This is a genomic window from Pedobacter sp. MC2016-24, assembly GCF_015223055.1.
GTDB lineage: Bacteria > Bacteroidota > Bacteroidia > Sphingobacteriales > Sphingobacteriaceae > Pedobacter.
The window spans coordinates 157,773-175,454 of sequence record NZ_JADFBX010000009.1; the positions used below are offsets into that span (position 1 = coordinate 157,773).

The following is a 17,682-nucleotide window of genomic DNA, read 5'->3' on the forward strand; positions in this document are numbered from 1 at the left end:
TTCGGGTTAGTAAATTATAATCGAGTTTCCCTCCTTTCTGTAGTTAAAATCATTGGACAATTTTAGTATATTTAATACTTCAATAAGATTTTGATTGTTAAATGTGCCAACAAATCGGTAGGTCTTTATTGCGTTATTTTCAAAGATGATTTTAACACCATACCATCTTTCCAAACGTTTTGATATGCTGTCAAAGTTTTCGTCGTTGAAAGTCAATCTACTGCTGACCCAGTCTATTTCTGTTATGGTTTTCACCAAAGGATTTTCTGTCGTGGTGGTTATTTTATATGCTTCGGGCGTGTTTGTCTTTGAGTTCTTGTGTTCATTCGCTGATGTGGTAGATTGATTATCTACTAGTATTTTTTCTTTTGGTTTCAATATGACTCTCGCTGAAGGGCTGTTTATTACTTTGAGTTCGATTGAGCCTTCGATAAGTGATGCTTCAGTATATTTATCGTTAGGATATGCTTTTACGTTGAAAATTGTGCCCAAATCTTTGATTTCTAGCATTTTTGTGTGCACCCTGAAAACTTTGTATTTGTCGTGAACGACCTCGAAATATGCTTCGCCACTAAGTTTTACTATTCTATCTTTTTGATTGAAACTTTTTTGATAACTAAGTTCACTATCATTATTCAGTATTACAATAGTACCGTCGGGTAGTGTAAAAGTTCTTTTTTCTCCTGCTTTATTGCTAAGTACAGTTAGATTCTGGTTCTGTAGTTTGCCAGGTAAATAAAAGCAGTATAACAAACCTGCAAATAAAATAATCATAACCACAGCGGCAGAAGCTATAGTGGATTTCGATTTGCTTAACTGAAGCGAAAACCAATTTTTTTGTCGATGGTTATGGTTCGCTAGTTTTAACGAAAAAGTATCGTAATGTATTTTATAGGATCTTGAGGTAAGATTTCCATTAAGCAAAAAGTACATGTCTCGCGCTTTGTCCGCGACCACTTTTTTTTCAGGGTTTTCATTTAACCAATTCCTCCAAAATTTAGTACTCTCTGGATTTGAGCCAAGACAATATTGCTGAAATGTATCATCAATTAAAAAATCTTCAATTTCAAAATCCAAATATTCCATACCTTGTTTTTTGTTAAGAGGAAATAGAATGTCGGATTTACTATGAGAATTTTGTTTTTTTTAAAAAAAATCTTATAAATACAGAAAAATGAGACTTTTTATGAGATTGAGGCCTAGTTTCTGCTGTGGTTTATGACCTCTTCAAGAGCAAGAAAAACGCAAATTAGCGTAAATGTTATGTCGAGAGAAGATGGATTAATCTTATTTGCTATCAGATATACCTTCAAAATTTTTAAAGAATCATGTATGATATTATATGCAGTTCTTTTTGTAATACCACAGATTTCTGCAATCTCATCATAGTTAAGGTTGTCAAAGAATTTTAACCGTAGCAAATGCTTTTGACGGTCGGTCAGTTTATCAAGGCCTTTCAGGATGATGTTTGTTACATTAACATTTGTCTGTAATGAGGTTAAATAGTCTTCATACGGAGCCTCAAATAGCTGATTTTCAAGTGCAATATCAGGATGTTTTGAGTTTTGCCATTTTATGTGCTTATATTTACCGGTAATGGTTCTGCGTAAGCAAGTTGTAAGGTAAGCCCTAATATTATCTACAGTAGGTAGGCTTTCCCGCCTATCCCACAAATCTATCAGCATATCCATCAAACAGTCATTTGTGAAATCCCTGTTATTAGTCATCTTGGCCCCATAGTTCATTAAATTCACATAATAAAGCTGGTAAAGCTTTAATAAGGCTTGTTGATCACCTTTCAAAAATTCGTTCCATGTTTTCCTGCTTTCATCGGGAGACCCCATAAATCAAATATAACAATTTATTTACATTGTGTTATTGACCTCAACATGTAATGGAAAATTTCTTCGAAAAAATTGTATTTGATTTTTTTGTATAGTACATGGTATGTCAATCGTTTGCTGAGGGATTATTCAACCATGTCTTAAGCATCGTAGATTTTTCTCTGCTCATCAGTATTGCCTCAGTTGTTGCAGGATTCAGTTCAAGTTTGAGTTGTCCGTTAAATGACTGAGATATTTTTTGAATTGATTTTATAGAGATGATGTACTGGCGGCTGATCCTGAAAAATGATTTCGGATCAAGTTCTTTTTCAAGCAGTTCTAACGGCTGATCTATGATAAGGCGTTTCGCATTCAGCATCACAAGGAAGGTCGATCTGTTTTCAGAAGTAAAATACGCGATCTCTTGTGTTAAAATAAGTTGAAATGTGTCTCTATAGGGTATTAGAAATCGCGAACGATAAATTGGCTTTTTGAGCTGTATGTTTTGCATCATTTGAATTATCCGTTCATTACTTTCAAATCCGTAAAAAGATCTTGCTTTTCGGATGCTTTTTTCGAGTTTTTCCGCTTCAAGAGGTTTTAGTAAATAGTCTATTCCATTAACCTCAAAAGCTTTCAACGCATACTCGTCATAAGCAGTTATGAATATGACTGGAACAGTTATGCTGATGTGATTGAAGATTTCAAAACTCAAGCCATCTGTTAGCCTGATGTCCATAAAGATAATATCGGGTTGTTGATTTGATTGCAACCATTTGATACTGGACTGAACAGTTTGAAGGGTTGCGATTATATTGATTGTGCTGTCTATTGTGTTCAGCATTTTTTGAAGTCTTTTGACATTTGGAAGTTCATCTTCTATGATTAACACGCTCTGCATAGCTTTTTCATTTTAATTATTATCAGGATTTATCAAAGTAATTTTTACTCGGAAAAAGTGATCATCAACCGTTATAAAAGGAGTAGGCTGATTCATTAGTAGGTACCTCTCGAAGATATTGTTAAGACCCATATTTGTACTTGTTTTCGCTCGAGGATTAGGTTGCCTGTTATTTTCTACGACGATCGATTTCTCGTCGGGAAAATAGATATGTATGTTCAGTGGCGCCTCGTTGCTAAATACATTGTGTTTGATTGCATTTTCAATCAGCAACTGTAATGTAAGCGGTGGGAGGCTTATTTCTGGTGCCGACATAGTCTCTCCAATGTGTACTTGAATACCCGCACCATATCTGATTTGGTATAGAAATAAATAAGTTTTGATGAAGGCTATTTCGTCTTGCAATGAGATCACATTCCTGGCTCTATTTGTCAGCATATAACGGTAAATTGAGGAGAGCTTAGTAATGTATGCAATTGCTGTGGAAGGTTCATCTTCTATTAAAGCAGTTACAGTACTTAAATTGTTAAACAGAAAATGCGGATCAAGTTGTAATTTTAGTGCCTCCAGCTGTGCCTGAGTTGTGTGCTGTTCCATTTCCATGGCTTTTAATTTTGCGTCGTTCCACCTGTAAAAAAAATATTCGGTAGCAAATACAGCTGTGATCAGCAAGGAAAATATAATACCTATGATGATGACTTGCCTGAACATAAGGTCATCATATCCAAAGTAAACTGGGAATTTTAAGTTGAAAAATAAACTTACGATAAGGTAAATTGCTATAATCTGCATGCACAACTGTATGGAAAATCTACTTTTGATTCTATTTTCCCAGGAATACCATTTATTAAGTAAGCTGGTAAGCTGGATGCCTGTTTCAAATAATGCGGTGGCATAAGCAATGCTGAAAGTAATTTCTAAAGCAAAATCTCGAAGTAAATAAAATCTCCAGCTGTTATAAGTTCGCTCATAGGGATTAATTAGCACAATGATCAGATATAACAGTAACCCAAAGCTAGGATAGCCGTAAATGCGAAATGATCTGTAGCTGTGTTTATTCATATGCTAAAATAGAGATATCTTTACTACGAATAGGTAAATTTTCTTTTATTTTTACGCGACAATTAGCCAACTCTATACTATCTTTGCGCTGTTTGACTTTCGAGCTCTGCTAAAGCTATAGCACTGGACAATTTTGCTGTGTACCAATCTGCTTCCGCCTGTGCTAATCTTAACTGGATCTCTAAAAATGTAGTTTTAATCCCAAGCCCTGAAAAATGTTTATCCTGCTGTTCTTTTAATGCTTCCTTACAATAGTCTACAAATTTCTTAGCTGCGGCTATCAGAGCATCAGATTGCTTTACCTTACGCCAGGCTTTTTCGATTTCGCCATTCACCTTTTGTCTCGTATACTCAATGTTTTCTATAGCTTGTCTGAATTGAGATAATCTCTGGTTTTTGATCTGTTTATAAGTGAAAAGGTCTTGTATATTCCATTTGAGAGTAACACCCAAATAAGGACTGTTTGCTGGTAATATTGGGCTTCCTTGCTGTAGGTAGTATCCAGCTGTTAATCCAAAGTCAGGTAAATTATTTTGCTTTGCTGTTCTTATTCCTAAATTGGCTTTTTCCTGATTCATTAACGCAATTTGCATATCCGGATTGTTGTTCAATGCAGTTTTATAAGATTCTATAGGTTTTATCCAAATGTTACCCTCTTCATATTCTTTCAGGTTTAATTTTTCCACATTTAGATTAGTCAGCATACTTATTTCAGTTAAATAGTCCTGTATCTGATTATTGATTTTGAGTAGATACTGTTCCTCCTCAGCTACGTTTGCCATTAAGCCGGAGCGGTTTGATTCGGTAGTTTTTCCTACTGCTAAGGTCCCTTCCAAATCATATAACTTTGCTCTGGCTAGTTTTATTTTTGCTATAGCTATTTCAGCTTGTTTTTTAGCGATAAGCGTACTGTAATACAATTGCTCTATAGCAAGTTTAATTTGGATAGCTGTTTTAGCTTTTTCTTTTTGAGAAATTTGTATGTCAGTTTTATCAATATCAAGGTTTGTGTTTATCTTGAACTGTTGGGTTATGGGCTGATAGATTGTCAGTCCTATATTGTAGTTTCCTTTCTCACCAAGCGTAAATCTGCTAGCTTGAGCAGGTAGTAGTTGGCTTTCGCCCGCCAGGTTAGTTATACTGCCAATTGTACCTGCTGGTATGGTGATATCTGGCAGCTTAAAGTTGTACTGGTAGCTTCCATCAATTGCTGCAACGGGATATTTTTTTATTTCATCTTCATTCAATTTGCTAATTTTTTCTTGAACCTGGTACTCTTTTATTTTAAGCAGGTGATTGTTTTTTTTTGCTGCTGCGATGAGTTGATGTAGAGAATAGTACTCCTGAGCTGACAACCTAGAGGCACTGATGAAAGAAAAAAGTAATAGCAATAGGATGGTTTTGATATTATACTTCATGTGGAATTGCGATTTTATTGTTTGGCAAAATCTCTTTTTTGTCATTGTTATTGATTAAACGGATATACATTACTGGTACAGTTAGTAGCGCCATTACCATACTCCATATTACTCCAAAAGCCAAGACGCTTGCTAATGGGGCCCACATAGCTGACTGGGAAATGATCATGGGAAAGACACCAACTGCCGCCGCCATAGCAGTAAGGAAAATCGGGCGTAATCTTCTTTTAGCGGACTCTATCGCGGCTGTTTTGATATCCATGCCTTTTCTAAGTAGGACATTGGTGTAATCCACAAGGATAATTGCATTTCTAACTACTATTCCTGATAGAGCGATGAGTCCTATAAAGGCGGTGAAACTGAAATTATTTCCAGTAATGGCTAGTCCAAGTATAGCTCCAAATAGGCTTAATGGAATCGTTGCCATGATAATCATTGCCTCTTTGATATTCTTGAATTGGAACAAAAGAATAAAAAATATCAAAATCAGGCTTATTAATAGTGCCGTAATCATGTCATTTTCTACTTCTGCCTTACCACCCTCTTCTCCACCGTATTCGATATGGTATCCACTTGGCAACTCAAGTTTGCCAATGGCTGGCTTAATAGCTTCAAGCAGTTCGGCAGGTAAGACATTTGGCTGGGTTTCACTTTGCACAGTCAAGGTCTTCATGCCATTGCGGTGCATTATTTTGCCAGTTTTCCACTGCGGCGTTAGATAAGCTATTTGCCGCAGGGGAATTGCGTTATTGCTACGTGGTGGGGTGAGGTATATGTCCTGCAGATCGGTTGTATTTCTTCGGGCATCTGGATTTAGCCTCAATTTGATGTTTATAGCATTGCTGCTTTCGTATATTTTTGATATTGTTGTCCCTGTAAAGGCAGTATAGACAGATTGCGAAATGCTTTCTGTGGTAAAACCTAAGCGTTTAGCTTGTTCATTAGGATTAATCTGTAAGGAATAGTAATCTTCTGCAAAATCACTTCTAACCAGTCGGGCACCTCTTGATTCTTTTATGATATTAGCAATTTTCATACCGATGCTCTTTAAATGCTTAATATCTTCTCCAATTATACGCACTTCTACAGGTGCTTTTAAATCTGTGCCTTGTTGCAGTAGTTTGATAAAGAAAGTTCCATCAGGTGCCAGTACTTTTACTTTCTCTGCCAGCTCTTTGGCCATTTCCTCAGTAGTTTTATTTGTCGTAGTGTTCACGAGTATCATTGCGTAATTACTTGTAGGCACTTCGGGAGAAAAATTATAGTAAAATCTTGGCGCTGATGTACCTGTGAAGGTTGCGTAAGACAACACTCTTTTGTCTCCTTTGACCAACTTCTCTGCCTTCAGAATTGCGGCATTTGTTTTCTCGAGCTTGGTCCCTGTAGGCATCCATAGCTCTATCACAAATTGATTGCGTTCTGCGGGTGGGAAGAATAATTCACTTACACACAGTCTGAAAACTAAACCTGTTAGTAGTATGAATGTGATGCTGCCAAGGATAGTAATTGCAGCATGATTGACACACCAATCCAATACTACATTGTAGCCATCCTGCATATAGGAAAGTATTGATTTTTTTCCATTTCTTCCCTTACTCGTTTCAGCATTATCGACTTGGTGCAGGCCTTTTTTAATAAAGGTATGACAAAGTAAGGGAGTAAGGAACAGTGCGACAAAATAAGAGGAAATGAGCGCAATAGCTACTGTAATAGGTAGGGTTAATATGAATTCTCCAGTTGATCCTTTAATAAGTATCATAGGGATGAATGATGCAATGATAGTAACAGTAGCTGCCAGTACCGGTATGAGTAAATCGTTAGCGCTTCGCCATGCAGCTGTCCAGCTGTCTATCCCTTCATCTAGTAATTCTACATAGTTGTCGGCAATTACGATGGCGTCGTCAACCACCATACCTAGTACCAGTATCAGCGCGGCGAGGGATACCTGTTGTAATTCAATTCCAATTGTGTTTAAAATAGCAAAAGTTAAGGCAATAGTCATGGGGATTGCCATTGCCGCTACTGATGCGATACGTAAAGGCAGCAATAGGATCACAACAATTATTACTGAGATAATCGCCAGGAAAAATTCTTTAATAAAATGAGAGATGTTTTTGTCTACCAAGTTAGGTTGTGATATCAGTGTCGAAATTTTGATGTCAGATGGAATGAGCTTTTTTGCTGCAGTGATCTTCTCTTCAATTCCTTTTCCAAAATGGACGATGTTATAACCCTCGTGCATTTGTACAGCGATTAGAATTGCTTTATTACCATTCACGGTGATGACGCTTTCCGGTTCGGCATAGGTTCTTTTCAGCGTTGCTATGTCACCTAGTTTGATCATTGATCCATTTACGGATGTGCCTACAAACTGATTACTAAGGTCGGTTTCAGTTTGAAAGTAACCATTCGTATAAAGAGGAGTTTTGCTATTTGCTGTTTTTAAGTCACCAGTTGCAATAATATTATTTTGTGTTTGAACGGCGCGTATTACTTCCATAACGTTAACACCGTATTGGGCTAATCTCCCTGATGTTGATGTTACTAATATTTCTTCTTGCTGTTCACCAATTTGCTTAACTTTTGATACCTCTTTCATGCTTCGGATCTGTTCTTCAATTTTTTGAGCATATCCTTTTAGTTGCTCATAACTGGCGCTGTTGCTTTCTAAAGCAATGACTACAGCCTCGGTATCGCCAAAATCTGAGTCAACTATTGGCCCCTGGACGCCGTCCGGTAAATCCACTTGCTTGGATACGATCAATTGATGCCTTAATTTGCTCCAGAAGATATCTGGCTGTTTTACATTTTCGGATAGTTCCACATTGATAACCGCTACACCATCTTTTGAGGCAGAGTAAGTTTTTGTTTTGTCAACTTCTTCGTATTGAAAAAGATATTTTTCCAGTTTTTTTGTAACCTGATCCTCTACTTGTGTAGATGAGGCTCCTGGAAATGTTGCGATCACAAGTCCGGTTCTGATCGTGATTTTTGGATCTTCCCGACGCGGCATGTTCAGTAGCGAATTAGCACCTACTACAAAAAGCACTAATAAAATGGCGATAGTCAGGTGTTTATATTTTAAAGCTGCTTCTATAAAATTCATAAGCTTGATTACTTGACGATTGAGATTAAAGAACCATCAGAGAGTTTAGTCTGACCTGAGGTAATTACGGTTTCACCAATTGATAGGCCTGTTAGGATTTCGATTTTGTTTTGCGTTATTTTACCAATGCCTACATTACGTCTGAAGGCCTTCCTGCCGTTTTTATCAGCGACATAAACATAGCTCTGGTTTCCTACATCATGCATAATGCATTCTGAAGCTAATTGAATGATGTTTTTTTTGCTGCCAGTACTAATTTGGGCTTCAGCTATCATACCTGGTCTTATGATAAGATCATTGTTTTTTATTTCTATTTTTATTGTGAAAGCTCTTGACGTGGCATCTGCAACCGCACCTATTTCAGTTATTTTTCCTTTAAAAGTCTTTCTTAATGCTGATACGATTACATCGGCTGACTGACCAATGTAAAGACCATTTAGCTCGCCTTCGGGTATAAAAGCTTCCATGGTTACTTTTTTAATAGCTGATACAACAAATAAGGGTGTACCTGGACTGATAATTTCACCTACTTCTGTTTGTTTGGTTAACAGGATTCCATCAATGGGAGAATACAGTTTGGTATCCATAAAGCTTTTCAGTTCTATTTTTTGTTGAGTTTGTGCTCTTTGTAGTGAAAACCCAGCTTTTTTAAAATCACTTTCACTAACGCTGCCTCTTTCATGCATTAATTTTAAGCGTTTAAATTCATCGTTTGCTTCCATTAGTTGCACATCTGCAAGTTGTTTGGAAAGTGCATAACTTGTGGCGTCCAGACTGGTAATCAGTTGACCTTTTGTAACAAGCTGCCCCGCTTTGAAGTTGATCAAATTGATTTTTCCAGGTACCATATATCCAAGTTTTACGGTAGTATTTCCTTCAATATTGCCGCTGACATTGATTGCGGTAGATTCGGATTTCAAACTTACGGTCTCGGTGTTTACAGTTATTGTATTTTCATTTTGTTTTTCGTTTTTCTGATTACTGCATGCGTAAAAAAATGTTGTAATTAAAATTAGCAGTCTTAAATTTCTAATATTGTTTTTTGTTTTTCTGTACTCCATTTTGCAAGTATTTACATGCAAAAATGTGTCTATAAATGCTTCTAATTACAAAAGATTTAATGAACTGACAAAATTGAATACTGAAATTACAATAGGCTTAACTCAGTGTAATGGAGTTAACCAAAATGGGCGTTACTGAGCTTCATTCAACAACGCGGCTATTAGAAATGCCAGCATAATGTCTGAATTTTTGCTGAAGTATTGTTTCAGGAACTTGTTTGCAAGTAGCAGGTGATTGTTGATGGTTTTTGGACTGATACCCATAATAATTTCTATTTCTTTATAGGATTTGCCCTCTAGTTTGAAAAGCGTAAATACGCGCTGCCGCTGAGTTGGCATTCTTGTTATGGCATCTTTTAGGAGATTTGAATGCTCTTTTATAACTAGGTTCTCTTCAATGTAAGAATAGATCTCGGTACTAGACTGCATGATTCTCATTTGCATCTTCGCATTACGGGTAGCCTTTCTGTAGTGATCATACACCATATTTTCGGCTATTCGAAAAATATAAGCTCTAAAAGATTTTTCAGTGTTTATTTGCTCACGTTTTTCCCATATTTTGAGGAACAAGTCCTGTAGAATATCAAAAGTTAGCTCTTCGGATTTTAATAATTTAAGTAGCTTGGCAGTAATGTGATGTTTATGACGTTCATAAATTGTTTCGAAGGCATTTTTGTCTCCATTCTTTAATAAAAGAATAAGTTCTTCCTCTGAAAGATTGATGTATGTCATTTTATTTTGTATTAGATGCCTGTTCGGGTGTGAATCACGGTATTTTGATCAATTTTTGTCCAATTATATGGATTAAATATTTAAGTGTCATTTTTTTTTTTTTTCGGTTAGGTAGTTTTTGTTTTTTGAACGTATCTGAATAAAAGAGCAGCTTGGAAAATTCAAAATACATAACGGAGATTTACCAGAAATACCTCGATAATAAATGCGACAAGATGGAGTTGCAGGAATTGTTAGGCTATTTTGACGTTGACGAACTTGATGCTGGCCTTGTAGACATGGTAAAAAATGAGCTTTTGATTGCTGATGAAATATACGAGTCTCTGCCTCAGACCAAGCTGGTGTTAAATAGATTGGATAAATCTATCCATGATAATATACTGAGAAGTGAGCCTAAGCCGGTTCTGGTTAAATGGAGTTCTGTTTTTCATTATTGGTCCGCCGCCGCTCTGTTTTTAATTCTCTCATGTGGAATATATTTCTATACTTATCATTCTTCAAGCCGATCAGAAAGGGAAAATTCAAATTATAAGAACGATGTGCCTGCGGGGTCAAGTAAAGCATATTTGACACTTGCTAATGGAAAGAGAATTGAACTGAACGGAGCCCTGAAAGGCGAGATTGCACGTGAATCAAATGTATCCATTAGCAAAACACAAAATGGACATTTGCGCTACGAGATTTCTGATGCAGCAAGTAAAGGCGGTAGGCCGACTTATAATACGATATCTACGCCAAAAGGAGGTAAGTATGAGATTATGCTTTCTGATGGGACATTAGTGTACTTAAATTCAGGGTCTTCTATTAGATTCCCTTCTAGTTTTGTGGGAGTTTCAGAACGTAGAGTAGAGTTTCAAGGCGAAGGTTATTTTGAGGTTTCTCATCGTGAAAAACAGCCTTTTTATGTACAAAGTGGTCAACAGTTACTCAAAGTTTTAGGGACGCGCTTCAACCTGAACGCTTATGCGGATGAGAAGTCAATTAAAACTACGCTATTAGAGGGATCTGTTGAATTGGCTTACTCATCCGGGGAAAAGGCAGTCCTGAAACCGGGTCAGCAGTCGCGCATTGAACGAGAAAAACTTATTGTCAAGTATGTCGATGCTGAGTCAGTGTTAGATTGGAAGCGGGGAGAAATTAATCTTAGGGATGATGACTTCCAGGCTACTATGAGAAAAATTGCCAGATGGTATGACGTAGATATTGTTTTTGCTGAAGATGCTCCTATCGATCTGGATCTTCGCGGCTTGGTCTCCAGGGAAAAAAACATCTCATCTGTTTTGAAAGTAATCGAACTGACTGGTAAAGTTCATTTTAAAGTGGAAGGAAGGAGGGTGACTGTGATGAAATAATTTTACTCAAACAATTAAGGCTAAAAAACCAGAAGTGCGCTAACACTCCTGGCTTATTCATATGGCCTGTTAATACTAATAACTTGTAATTTATATCAACTGAACAAACCACAAACAAATGTATAAATTTTATACCAGACGAACCGGTATGCATTCCGGTTGGCCCAATAAATTTCTGCTGATTATGCGCATCACCACCGTATTATTAATCACTGCAATAATGCAGGTTAACGCAGCCTCTTACGGACAAAGGATTACCCTTAACCAAAATCACGCTTCAATAGAACGTATTTTTCTGGAGATACGTAAGCAAAGTGGATATGACTTTGTGTTCGATAATAAAATGATGAAGAGAGCAAACCCGGTTAATATCCGGGTGAAAAATGCTTCTATAGAAGAGACGTTAAAACTCTGCTTTGAAAACCAGCCTTTTGAATATACGCTTGATGACAAAACTATTGTCGTTAAGGAAAAAGAAAAGTCAGTATTGAGCAGAATCAGTGAATTTTTTAGTAGAATAACCGTGGCAGGTAAGGTAGTCGATACGCAAGGTAGAATCCTTTCTGGTATTACTGTTACTGTAAAAGGTACTGATAAGGTGACCCTTACGAACCTCACGGGCACATTTATCCTTGCAGAAGTTGACGAAGATGCTACACTGGTTTTTACAAGCGTGAGCAAGGAAACCTTAGAACTGAAGCTTAAGGGTAAACGGACCGTTGAGGTGATCCTCAAGGATAAAACGATGGAACTACAGGAAGTGGTCGTTAACACAGGCTATCAGGTGCTTAAGAAGACTGATGTTGTAGGCTCAACAGCAACGATAAATGCAAAAGAGCTTTATCTTAACGGAGTAAATACGATCGAACAGGCTCTGCAGGGTAAACTAACAGGTGTAGTAGTGACTAATACCAGTGGACTAACAGGTACCAGGCAAACCGTGAGGGTAAGGGGAACTTCAACTTTGGCCGGTAACCAGGAACCTATTTGGGTAGTTGACGGAGTAATTCAAGAAGATCCACTTCCTTTCAAAGCACAGACACTGAATAATGTTGGGCAAATCAATTCCGATAATTTTGATTTCATCAGAAATTTTGTTGGGAATTCAATCCGCTGGCTGAACCCAAATGATATCGAAGATATTACCGTTCTAAAAGACGCCTCTGCTACGGCTATTTATGGTATTAGGGCAGGAAATGGTGTGATCGTGATCACGACCAAAAAAGGGCAGGTGGGCCCCCCTGTTGTGAGTTATTCAACAAATTTAAGCACAACAGAACGGGTAAATTATGATAGGTTAAACCTCATGAACTCCAAGGAGCGTGTTGCGGTGTCCAGGGAGATATTTGCCAGAGGGCTAACTGCACCTTTTGTCAATAGTACTATTGGGTATGCAGGTGCACTGAATGAATACCTATACAAAAAGACGATCTCGGCCGATGAGTTTAATGCCAGGGTTACAGCGATGGAAACTGTGAATACAGATTGGTTTGACCTGCTGTTCAGAACGCCATTCAGTATGAGCCATAATCTCGGAATCTCTGGTGGAAATACAAATACAAGATATTACTCTTCCTTTGGTTATTCGGCGAACAATGGAACTGCAATAGGTAATGATACGCGTGGAATTACGGGTAATGTGTCAGTTAGTTCACAGCTATCAAAGAGAATAAATATGAACCTGAGACTTTCTGGGGCACAGAATACGACAAATGGATTTTATATCATTAATCCTTATTCCTATACCACTAAGACGAACAGGGCTATTCCTGCATACCAGGGTAATGGTGATCTAAATTATTATCTGAATAGCTCATCTTTTATGTTTAATTTCATTAATGAGCGTGATGAGACTGGAAACAAAAATAAGACGCTCTCTGCAAATGGAAGTATTGATGTCAATTACCAGGTTATAGAAGGACTTAGGTTACAAACCTTGTTCAGTTATAATGCAATTGCGACCAACGCAGAAGCTTATGCTACAGAAAGAACCGAATACATGACAAGGCTTCGCGGCTTTGAGTTAGGACTTAAACCTAATGATCCTTTATATATAGCTTCCAGAATACCTGTTGGTGGAGAATACAATGGCAGTTCAAGCAACAGTTCTACTTGGAACTGGAGAAATAGCCTTTCTTACAACAGGATTTTTGAAAAAAAGCACACCATAGCACTGATGTTTGGTCATGAGATGAGCAGTGTTCGCTATGACGGATCACAATCTACTGTTTACGGATATTTGAGGGATAGGGGTAAATCTTTTGCTACACTTCCACTGACCTATGGTACTTCAAAGTTTGTAAACACACTACTAAATGTCATTCCTACAATCACTGACCGCAGATCGAATAATATGGGTCTCTACTTCACTTCAAGTTATTCTTATGACAATCGCTATGTGCTGAATATGAGTATACGGAATGATCGTTCTAATCGCTTTGGACAGTTTACCAATGAGAAATTCAATCCGGTTTGGGCTGGGGGATTGCGTTGGAATGTTGCTAATGAGGCTTGGTTCAACAGGAGCAACTGGTTAAATAACTTAAGTATGCGTGCCTCATTTGGATATCAGCGAAACATTGCAGCAAATGCAAGTCCTGACCTGATTATAAAAATTCCTACCGGATCTTCCTCTAATTCGACAGACCCGGTCACTGGTGATGCATTATTGGCAATTGGATCTCTTCCTTATGCTGATTTACGTTGGGAACAGAATGCAAGTTTAAATCTTGGAATCGACTGGAGTTTGTTCGAAAATAAAATTCATGTTTCAGTCGAATATTACAATAAACGTGGTAGACAGCTAATCACAACTTTAAACGTTCCTTTGGAATATGGAGTAACTTCGATGTTGGTTAATGGTGGATCTCTGAACAACACCGGATATGAAGTGAGTGCTGGATTTGTACCAGTGAGGACCAAGAATTTCACTTGGTCTGTCAATTTAAACACCTCTAAGAACAACAATAAGGTGATTAAAGTAGGGCCTCAAGTGGTAAGCTGGCAAACAGCTGCCTCTGGTAATTTATATGTACAGGGAAAACCAGTGTCTGGTTTTTATGCTTTTCGGTCTGAAGGCGTTAATCCTACCAACGGAGAGCCTATTATCAATTTAGGTACAGAAGAAGGAGATGATTTAAAGAACCCAACTTCTTTTATGCAATATATGGGGAAATTGGATCCTGATTTTACCTCCGGATTGGGCTTGAACTTTAGATATAAAATGTTAAGCCTGAGTAGTTCATTTTATTTACAGGTAGGGGGAAAGAAATTTCTGGCACCTTTATACAATTATGAGGTTGGAAAAGCGGGCTTACCTACCGAGTATGAGAATTTATCGAGGTTGATTCTCGATCGCTGGACAGCGACCAATACTACATCAAATATACCGGCCTTACCGAATGGAAGGCTGCCAAATGTTACACTACCTAATGGAGACCCCACTAACAATAATCTATGGACATTGTACAACTATAGTACCGCAAGGGTAGTTAGTGCATCAAGTTTGCGCTGTAATAATGTAAATCTCAGCTATTCTTTGCCAGCAAATGTTGTCAAGCGCCTAAAGTGTAAAAATATTCATTTGGGCGCTGGTGTTAGTAATCCTTTTTCCATAAATAGCTCCGGTTTTAGGGGGATAGATGCGGAAGTGGCTACAGGAGGGCAGCCAAGGACCAGAACTTATACTTTTAATTTAAATCTAAGTTTATAATACAAGATATGAAAAAGCTTTTTTTATATGGACTAATTGGAATGACCTTTTTTTTAGGGTCCTGCAAAAAATTCTTAGCGGAGTACAGTCAGGATGAAATGCGTCCGGGATCAACTGAGGACCTCACTGCACTCATGTACAGTGAAGCTTATCCTGCGAAAACATCACTTGAAACATTTGATGTATTGACTGATGATGTGCAAAATAATCCACTTGTTTCCGTAAACGGCATGCCGATTCCGGCTTACCTTACCCTATTACAGACTGGAACCGCAATGTATACCTTTGACAAAACTATGTTCGACCAGAACAATAAGCTGGCATCTGGAGCTGACAGCTATTCTGTACTCTATGTTAGAATCAAGGGGTGTAATGTGATCATGGACTACATTGATAAAGTAAAAGGTACAGCGGTAGACAAGAAAGCCATATTGGGACAATGTCTATTGCTTCGTTCTTACTACTATATGAAATTGATTACATTATATGGGGCAGCCTATAGTGCACCTGGAATAGACCCTGAGACCAGTTTAGGTGTGCCCCTGATTCTGGAAAGTCAGGTCAAAGATGGGGGAGTGTCCAGGAGTACTCTTAAGGAGGTATATGATCAGATTGAGAGAGACTTGATCAAGTCAGAGTTGTTGTTAAAGGACAATTATTCGCCATCCAGTCTATTCAGGGTGAGTAGTGATCTTGCAAATGCCTTACTGTGTCGTTTTTATCTATATAGGGGATTGGATAGTGACTGGGACAAGGTTATACAGTATGCAAATTTATCATTGGAGAAAAGGTCTACGCTTACTGCTTTGACAACTTTTTTTAATTCAGCAGGTAATGTTAGTTCTTTTGGACTATATAATTCCGCCAGTCCTGAAATGATCTGGATTTCTACATCAACTTTCAATACTAGTATTTTTCCGATAACTACTGACTTAAGGTCCTTGCCACCTTATACCGTATCAAATGATCTTACTCAACTTTATGATAAAGGTACAGGGACAAGCAATTATGGTGACCTGCGTTACCTGAACTATTTTCAGTTTTCTATTTTTAACGGTAGTAGATATGCTTATGCCACAGCGAAGCAAACATTGAATTCTGGTTATGGTTCGAAGGGATTTAGGGTAGCTGAATTATACTTGAACCGTGCTGAAGCGCATATCAGAAAATTGTTGAAATCCGGAAACGAATCGGATCGCCTAGCTGCACTTGAGGATTTGAATCGCTTGAGGCAAAGTAGGTACGATACAAGAAATACAGTTTATCTGCCCGTAAACATTATTGATGCTGCGCCACTTTATCAGTTTTACCAGCAGGAGCGTAGACGGGAGTTAGCTTTGGAAGATGGACACCGCTTTTTAGACCTCAAAAGATGGGGCTTAGGAGTCACTCACGTATATACTGGCCTCGATGATGTAAGTACAACTTTTGCACTTCCTGCGAATAGCCCACTTTATGCTTTGCCAATTCCATATACAGCTACACTGGCAAATTTGAGCATTGTACAAAACCCAAGGTAATCAAATGATCTCTTAAAACTAAACTAATGAAAGCACATATACACATAATAGCCACAATTTGGTTAGCGCTCAGCTTGAATTCATGCAAGAAATCTGAAGGAGAATTGAGCCCCTCAGGTATTATAGATAATTACAGTGTACCTCAAGGTAATAATACATACGACCAGACCATTGTAGGATATTACCAGAAATACGGCACTTACCTTTTGTATGAGTTTTCGGAAAAGGATGCCTACTGGACGCCTACTGATTGGAAAAAGCCGCTACCTGGAGGTGCAGGTGGGTCTTGGAGTGCTGGTACTGAAGTAGCTGGCTCAAATCCGGAAAATATTCCTGCCCAACTTGAGTTGTTAGATAAAAGCCTGTTTCAACATTATCCGAATGCTTTTCTGAAAACTTTTCTTCCGGTAAAAATCTTGTTATGCAGTAAAGTGGACTCTGTCTATAACACTTATGTATTCACACCTGTTTATACCGCAACAAAAGCTGTTAAAAAGGTTCCTGCACATTATAACTACGACAATATCGCAGTAAATTACGGTGATGCGACAATCTCAACCATGACTGCTGCAGAAAAGCTGGCCTTTTTGGCAAGGGTGAATCTGGTATTCATTCAGAGCATCATAAGCCGCGGACTTGTCAAACCAACCAGTGAGTTTATCAACAGCGCAGATTATATTACTGCTATGACTACACAGGCGCAAGCCTATGGTAAGGGAATTATCCTCAGTTATTCCTCTGTTAATGCTACCGCAGATTGGAATGCATATATCACTGCAATGGTGACTTATTCTGAGGCTGACCTGAACAAGACTGTTGTCATTACCAATACCTCGGCTGTTGGTATCCTTAATCCTACAAAGGATACGACTGGCTCTATCAAAAAACGCTATAGTATTGTACGAAACTATTTTATAGATAATTATCAGGTAGATCTGCAGAAGATAGGGAATGCGTCAAGAGGTCTGTAAATCATTCGAAACTCAAAAAAATAG

The 17,682-nt window shown here is 37.9% G+C and carries 12 protein-coding genes; 4 read left to right on the forward strand and 8 right to left on the reverse strand.

The annotated features are described in order from the left end of the window. Positions 1-6 precede the first annotated feature (6 nt). From IM797_RS19615 to IM797_RS19650, 8 genes are all read right to left on the reverse strand, one after another. Positions 7-1,086: a FecR family protein gene (locus tag IM797_RS19615; RefSeq protein ID WP_194128869.1), complete on the reverse strand. Its 1,080-nt coding sequence runs from the start codon at positions 1,084-1,086 to the stop codon at positions 7-9. Between the two features lie 113 nt (positions 1,087-1,199). Then, positions 1,200-1,844, reverse strand: coding sequence for an RNA polymerase sigma factor (locus IM797_RS19620; RefSeq protein ID WP_194128870.1), 645 nt, complete (start codon positions 1,842-1,844; stop codon positions 1,200-1,202). 106 nt (positions 1,845-1,950) lie between these two features. Beyond that, positions 1,951-2,724: a LytTR family DNA-binding domain-containing protein gene (locus tag IM797_RS19625; RefSeq protein WP_194128871.1), complete on the reverse strand. Its 774-nt coding sequence runs from the start codon at positions 2,722-2,724 to the stop codon at positions 1,951-1,953. 12 nt (positions 2,725-2,736) lie between these two features. After that, positions 2,737-3,516, reverse strand: coding sequence for a sensor histidine kinase (locus IM797_RS19630; RefSeq protein ID WP_194128872.1), 780 nt, complete (start codon positions 3,514-3,516; stop codon positions 2,737-2,739). Between the two features lie 347 nt (positions 3,517-3,863). After that, positions 3,864-5,204: a TolC family protein gene (locus tag IM797_RS19635; RefSeq protein WP_194128873.1), complete on the reverse strand. Its 1,341-nt coding sequence runs from the start codon at positions 5,202-5,204 to the stop codon at positions 3,864-3,866. Further along, complete coding sequence (locus IM797_RS19640; RefSeq protein ID WP_194128874.1) at positions 5,194-8,310, reverse strand: efflux RND transporter permease subunit; 3,117 nt, start codon at positions 8,308-8,310, stop codon at positions 5,194-5,196. The genes IM797_RS19635 and IM797_RS19640 overlap by 11 nt, the downstream gene beginning before the upstream one ends. Before the next feature lie 8 nt (positions 8,311-8,318). Beyond that, positions 8,319-9,371 carry an efflux RND transporter periplasmic adaptor subunit gene (locus IM797_RS19645; RefSeq protein ID WP_194128875.1) on the reverse strand — a complete coding sequence of 351 codons (1,053 nt, stop codon included), beginning with the start codon at positions 9,369-9,371 and terminating at the stop codon, positions 8,319-8,321. Positions 9,372-9,503: 132 nt separating this feature from the next. Then, positions 9,504-10,103: an RNA polymerase sigma factor gene (locus tag IM797_RS19650; RefSeq protein WP_194128876.1), complete on the reverse strand. Its 600-nt coding sequence runs from the start codon at positions 10,101-10,103 to the stop codon at positions 9,504-9,506. A gap of 152 nt (positions 10,104-10,255) precedes the next feature. Here IM797_RS19650 and IM797_RS19655 point away from each other — a divergent pair, with 152 nt between their 5' ends. The 4 genes from IM797_RS19655 (at position 10,256) to IM797_RS19670 (ending at position 17,658) form a co-directional block, all read left to right on the forward strand. Then, a complete protein-coding gene (locus IM797_RS19655) occupies positions 10,256-11,455 on the forward strand; it encodes a FecR family protein (RefSeq protein WP_194128877.1) in 1,200 nt (399 codons plus the stop codon). A gap of 118 nt (positions 11,456-11,573) precedes the next feature. Further along, positions 11,574-15,167 carry a SusC/RagA family TonB-linked outer membrane protein gene (locus tag IM797_RS19660; protein ID WP_194128878.1) on the forward strand — a complete coding sequence of 1,198 codons (3,594 nt, stop codon included), beginning with the start codon at positions 11,574-11,576 and terminating at the stop codon, positions 15,165-15,167. 8 nt (positions 15,168-15,175) lie between these two features. Beyond that, positions 15,176-16,687: a RagB/SusD family nutrient uptake outer membrane protein gene (locus tag IM797_RS19665; RefSeq protein ID WP_194128879.1), complete on the forward strand. Its 1,512-nt coding sequence runs from the start codon at positions 15,176-15,178 to the stop codon at positions 16,685-16,687. A 26-nt stretch (positions 16,688-16,713) separates the two neighbouring features. Then, positions 16,714-17,658 carry a putative zinc-binding metallopeptidase gene (locus IM797_RS19670; RefSeq protein ID WP_194128880.1) on the forward strand — a complete coding sequence of 315 codons (945 nt, stop codon included), beginning with the start codon at positions 16,714-16,716 and terminating at the stop codon, positions 17,656-17,658. The last annotated feature ends 24 nt before the right edge of the window (positions 17,659-17,682 follow it).

Coding starts and splice junctions, on each gene's coding strand:
- IM797_RS19615 (WP_194128869.1), bottom strand. CDS start 1,086: ATGGAATATTTGGATTTTGAAATTGAAGATTTTTTAATTGATGATACA.
- IM797_RS19650 (WP_194128876.1), bottom strand. CDS start 10,103: ATGACATACATCAATCTTTCAGAGGAAGAACTTATTCTTTTATTAAAG.
- IM797_RS19660 (WP_194128878.1), top strand. CDS start 11,574: ATGTATAAATTTTATACCAGACGAACCGGTATGCATTCCGGTTGGCCC.
- IM797_RS19620 (WP_194128870.1), bottom strand. CDS start 1,844: ATGGGGTCTCCCGATGAAAGCAGGAAAACATGGAACGAATTTTTGAAA.
- IM797_RS19670 (WP_194128880.1), top strand. CDS start 16,714: ATGAAAGCACATATACACATAATAGCCACAATTTGGTTAGCGCTCAGC.
- IM797_RS19665 (WP_194128879.1), top strand. CDS start 15,176: ATGAAAAAGCTTTTTTTATATGGACTAATTGGAATGACCTTTTTTTTA.
- IM797_RS19645 (WP_194128875.1), bottom strand. CDS start 9,371: ATGGAGTACAGAAAAACAAAAAACAATATTAGAAATTTAAGACTGCTA.
- IM797_RS19630 (WP_194128872.1), bottom strand. CDS start 3,516: ATGCAGATTATAGCAATTTACCTTATCGTAAGTTTATTTTTCAACTTA.
- IM797_RS19635 (WP_194128873.1), bottom strand. CDS start 5,204: ATGAAGTATAATATCAAAACCATCCTATTGCTATTACTTTTTTCTTTC.
- IM797_RS19640 (WP_194128874.1), bottom strand. CDS start 8,310: ATGAATTTTATAGAAGCAGCTTTAAAATATAAACACCTGACTATCGCC.
- IM797_RS19625 (WP_194128871.1), bottom strand. CDS start 2,724: ATGCAGAGCGTGTTAATCATAGAAGATGAACTTCCAAATGTCAAAAGA.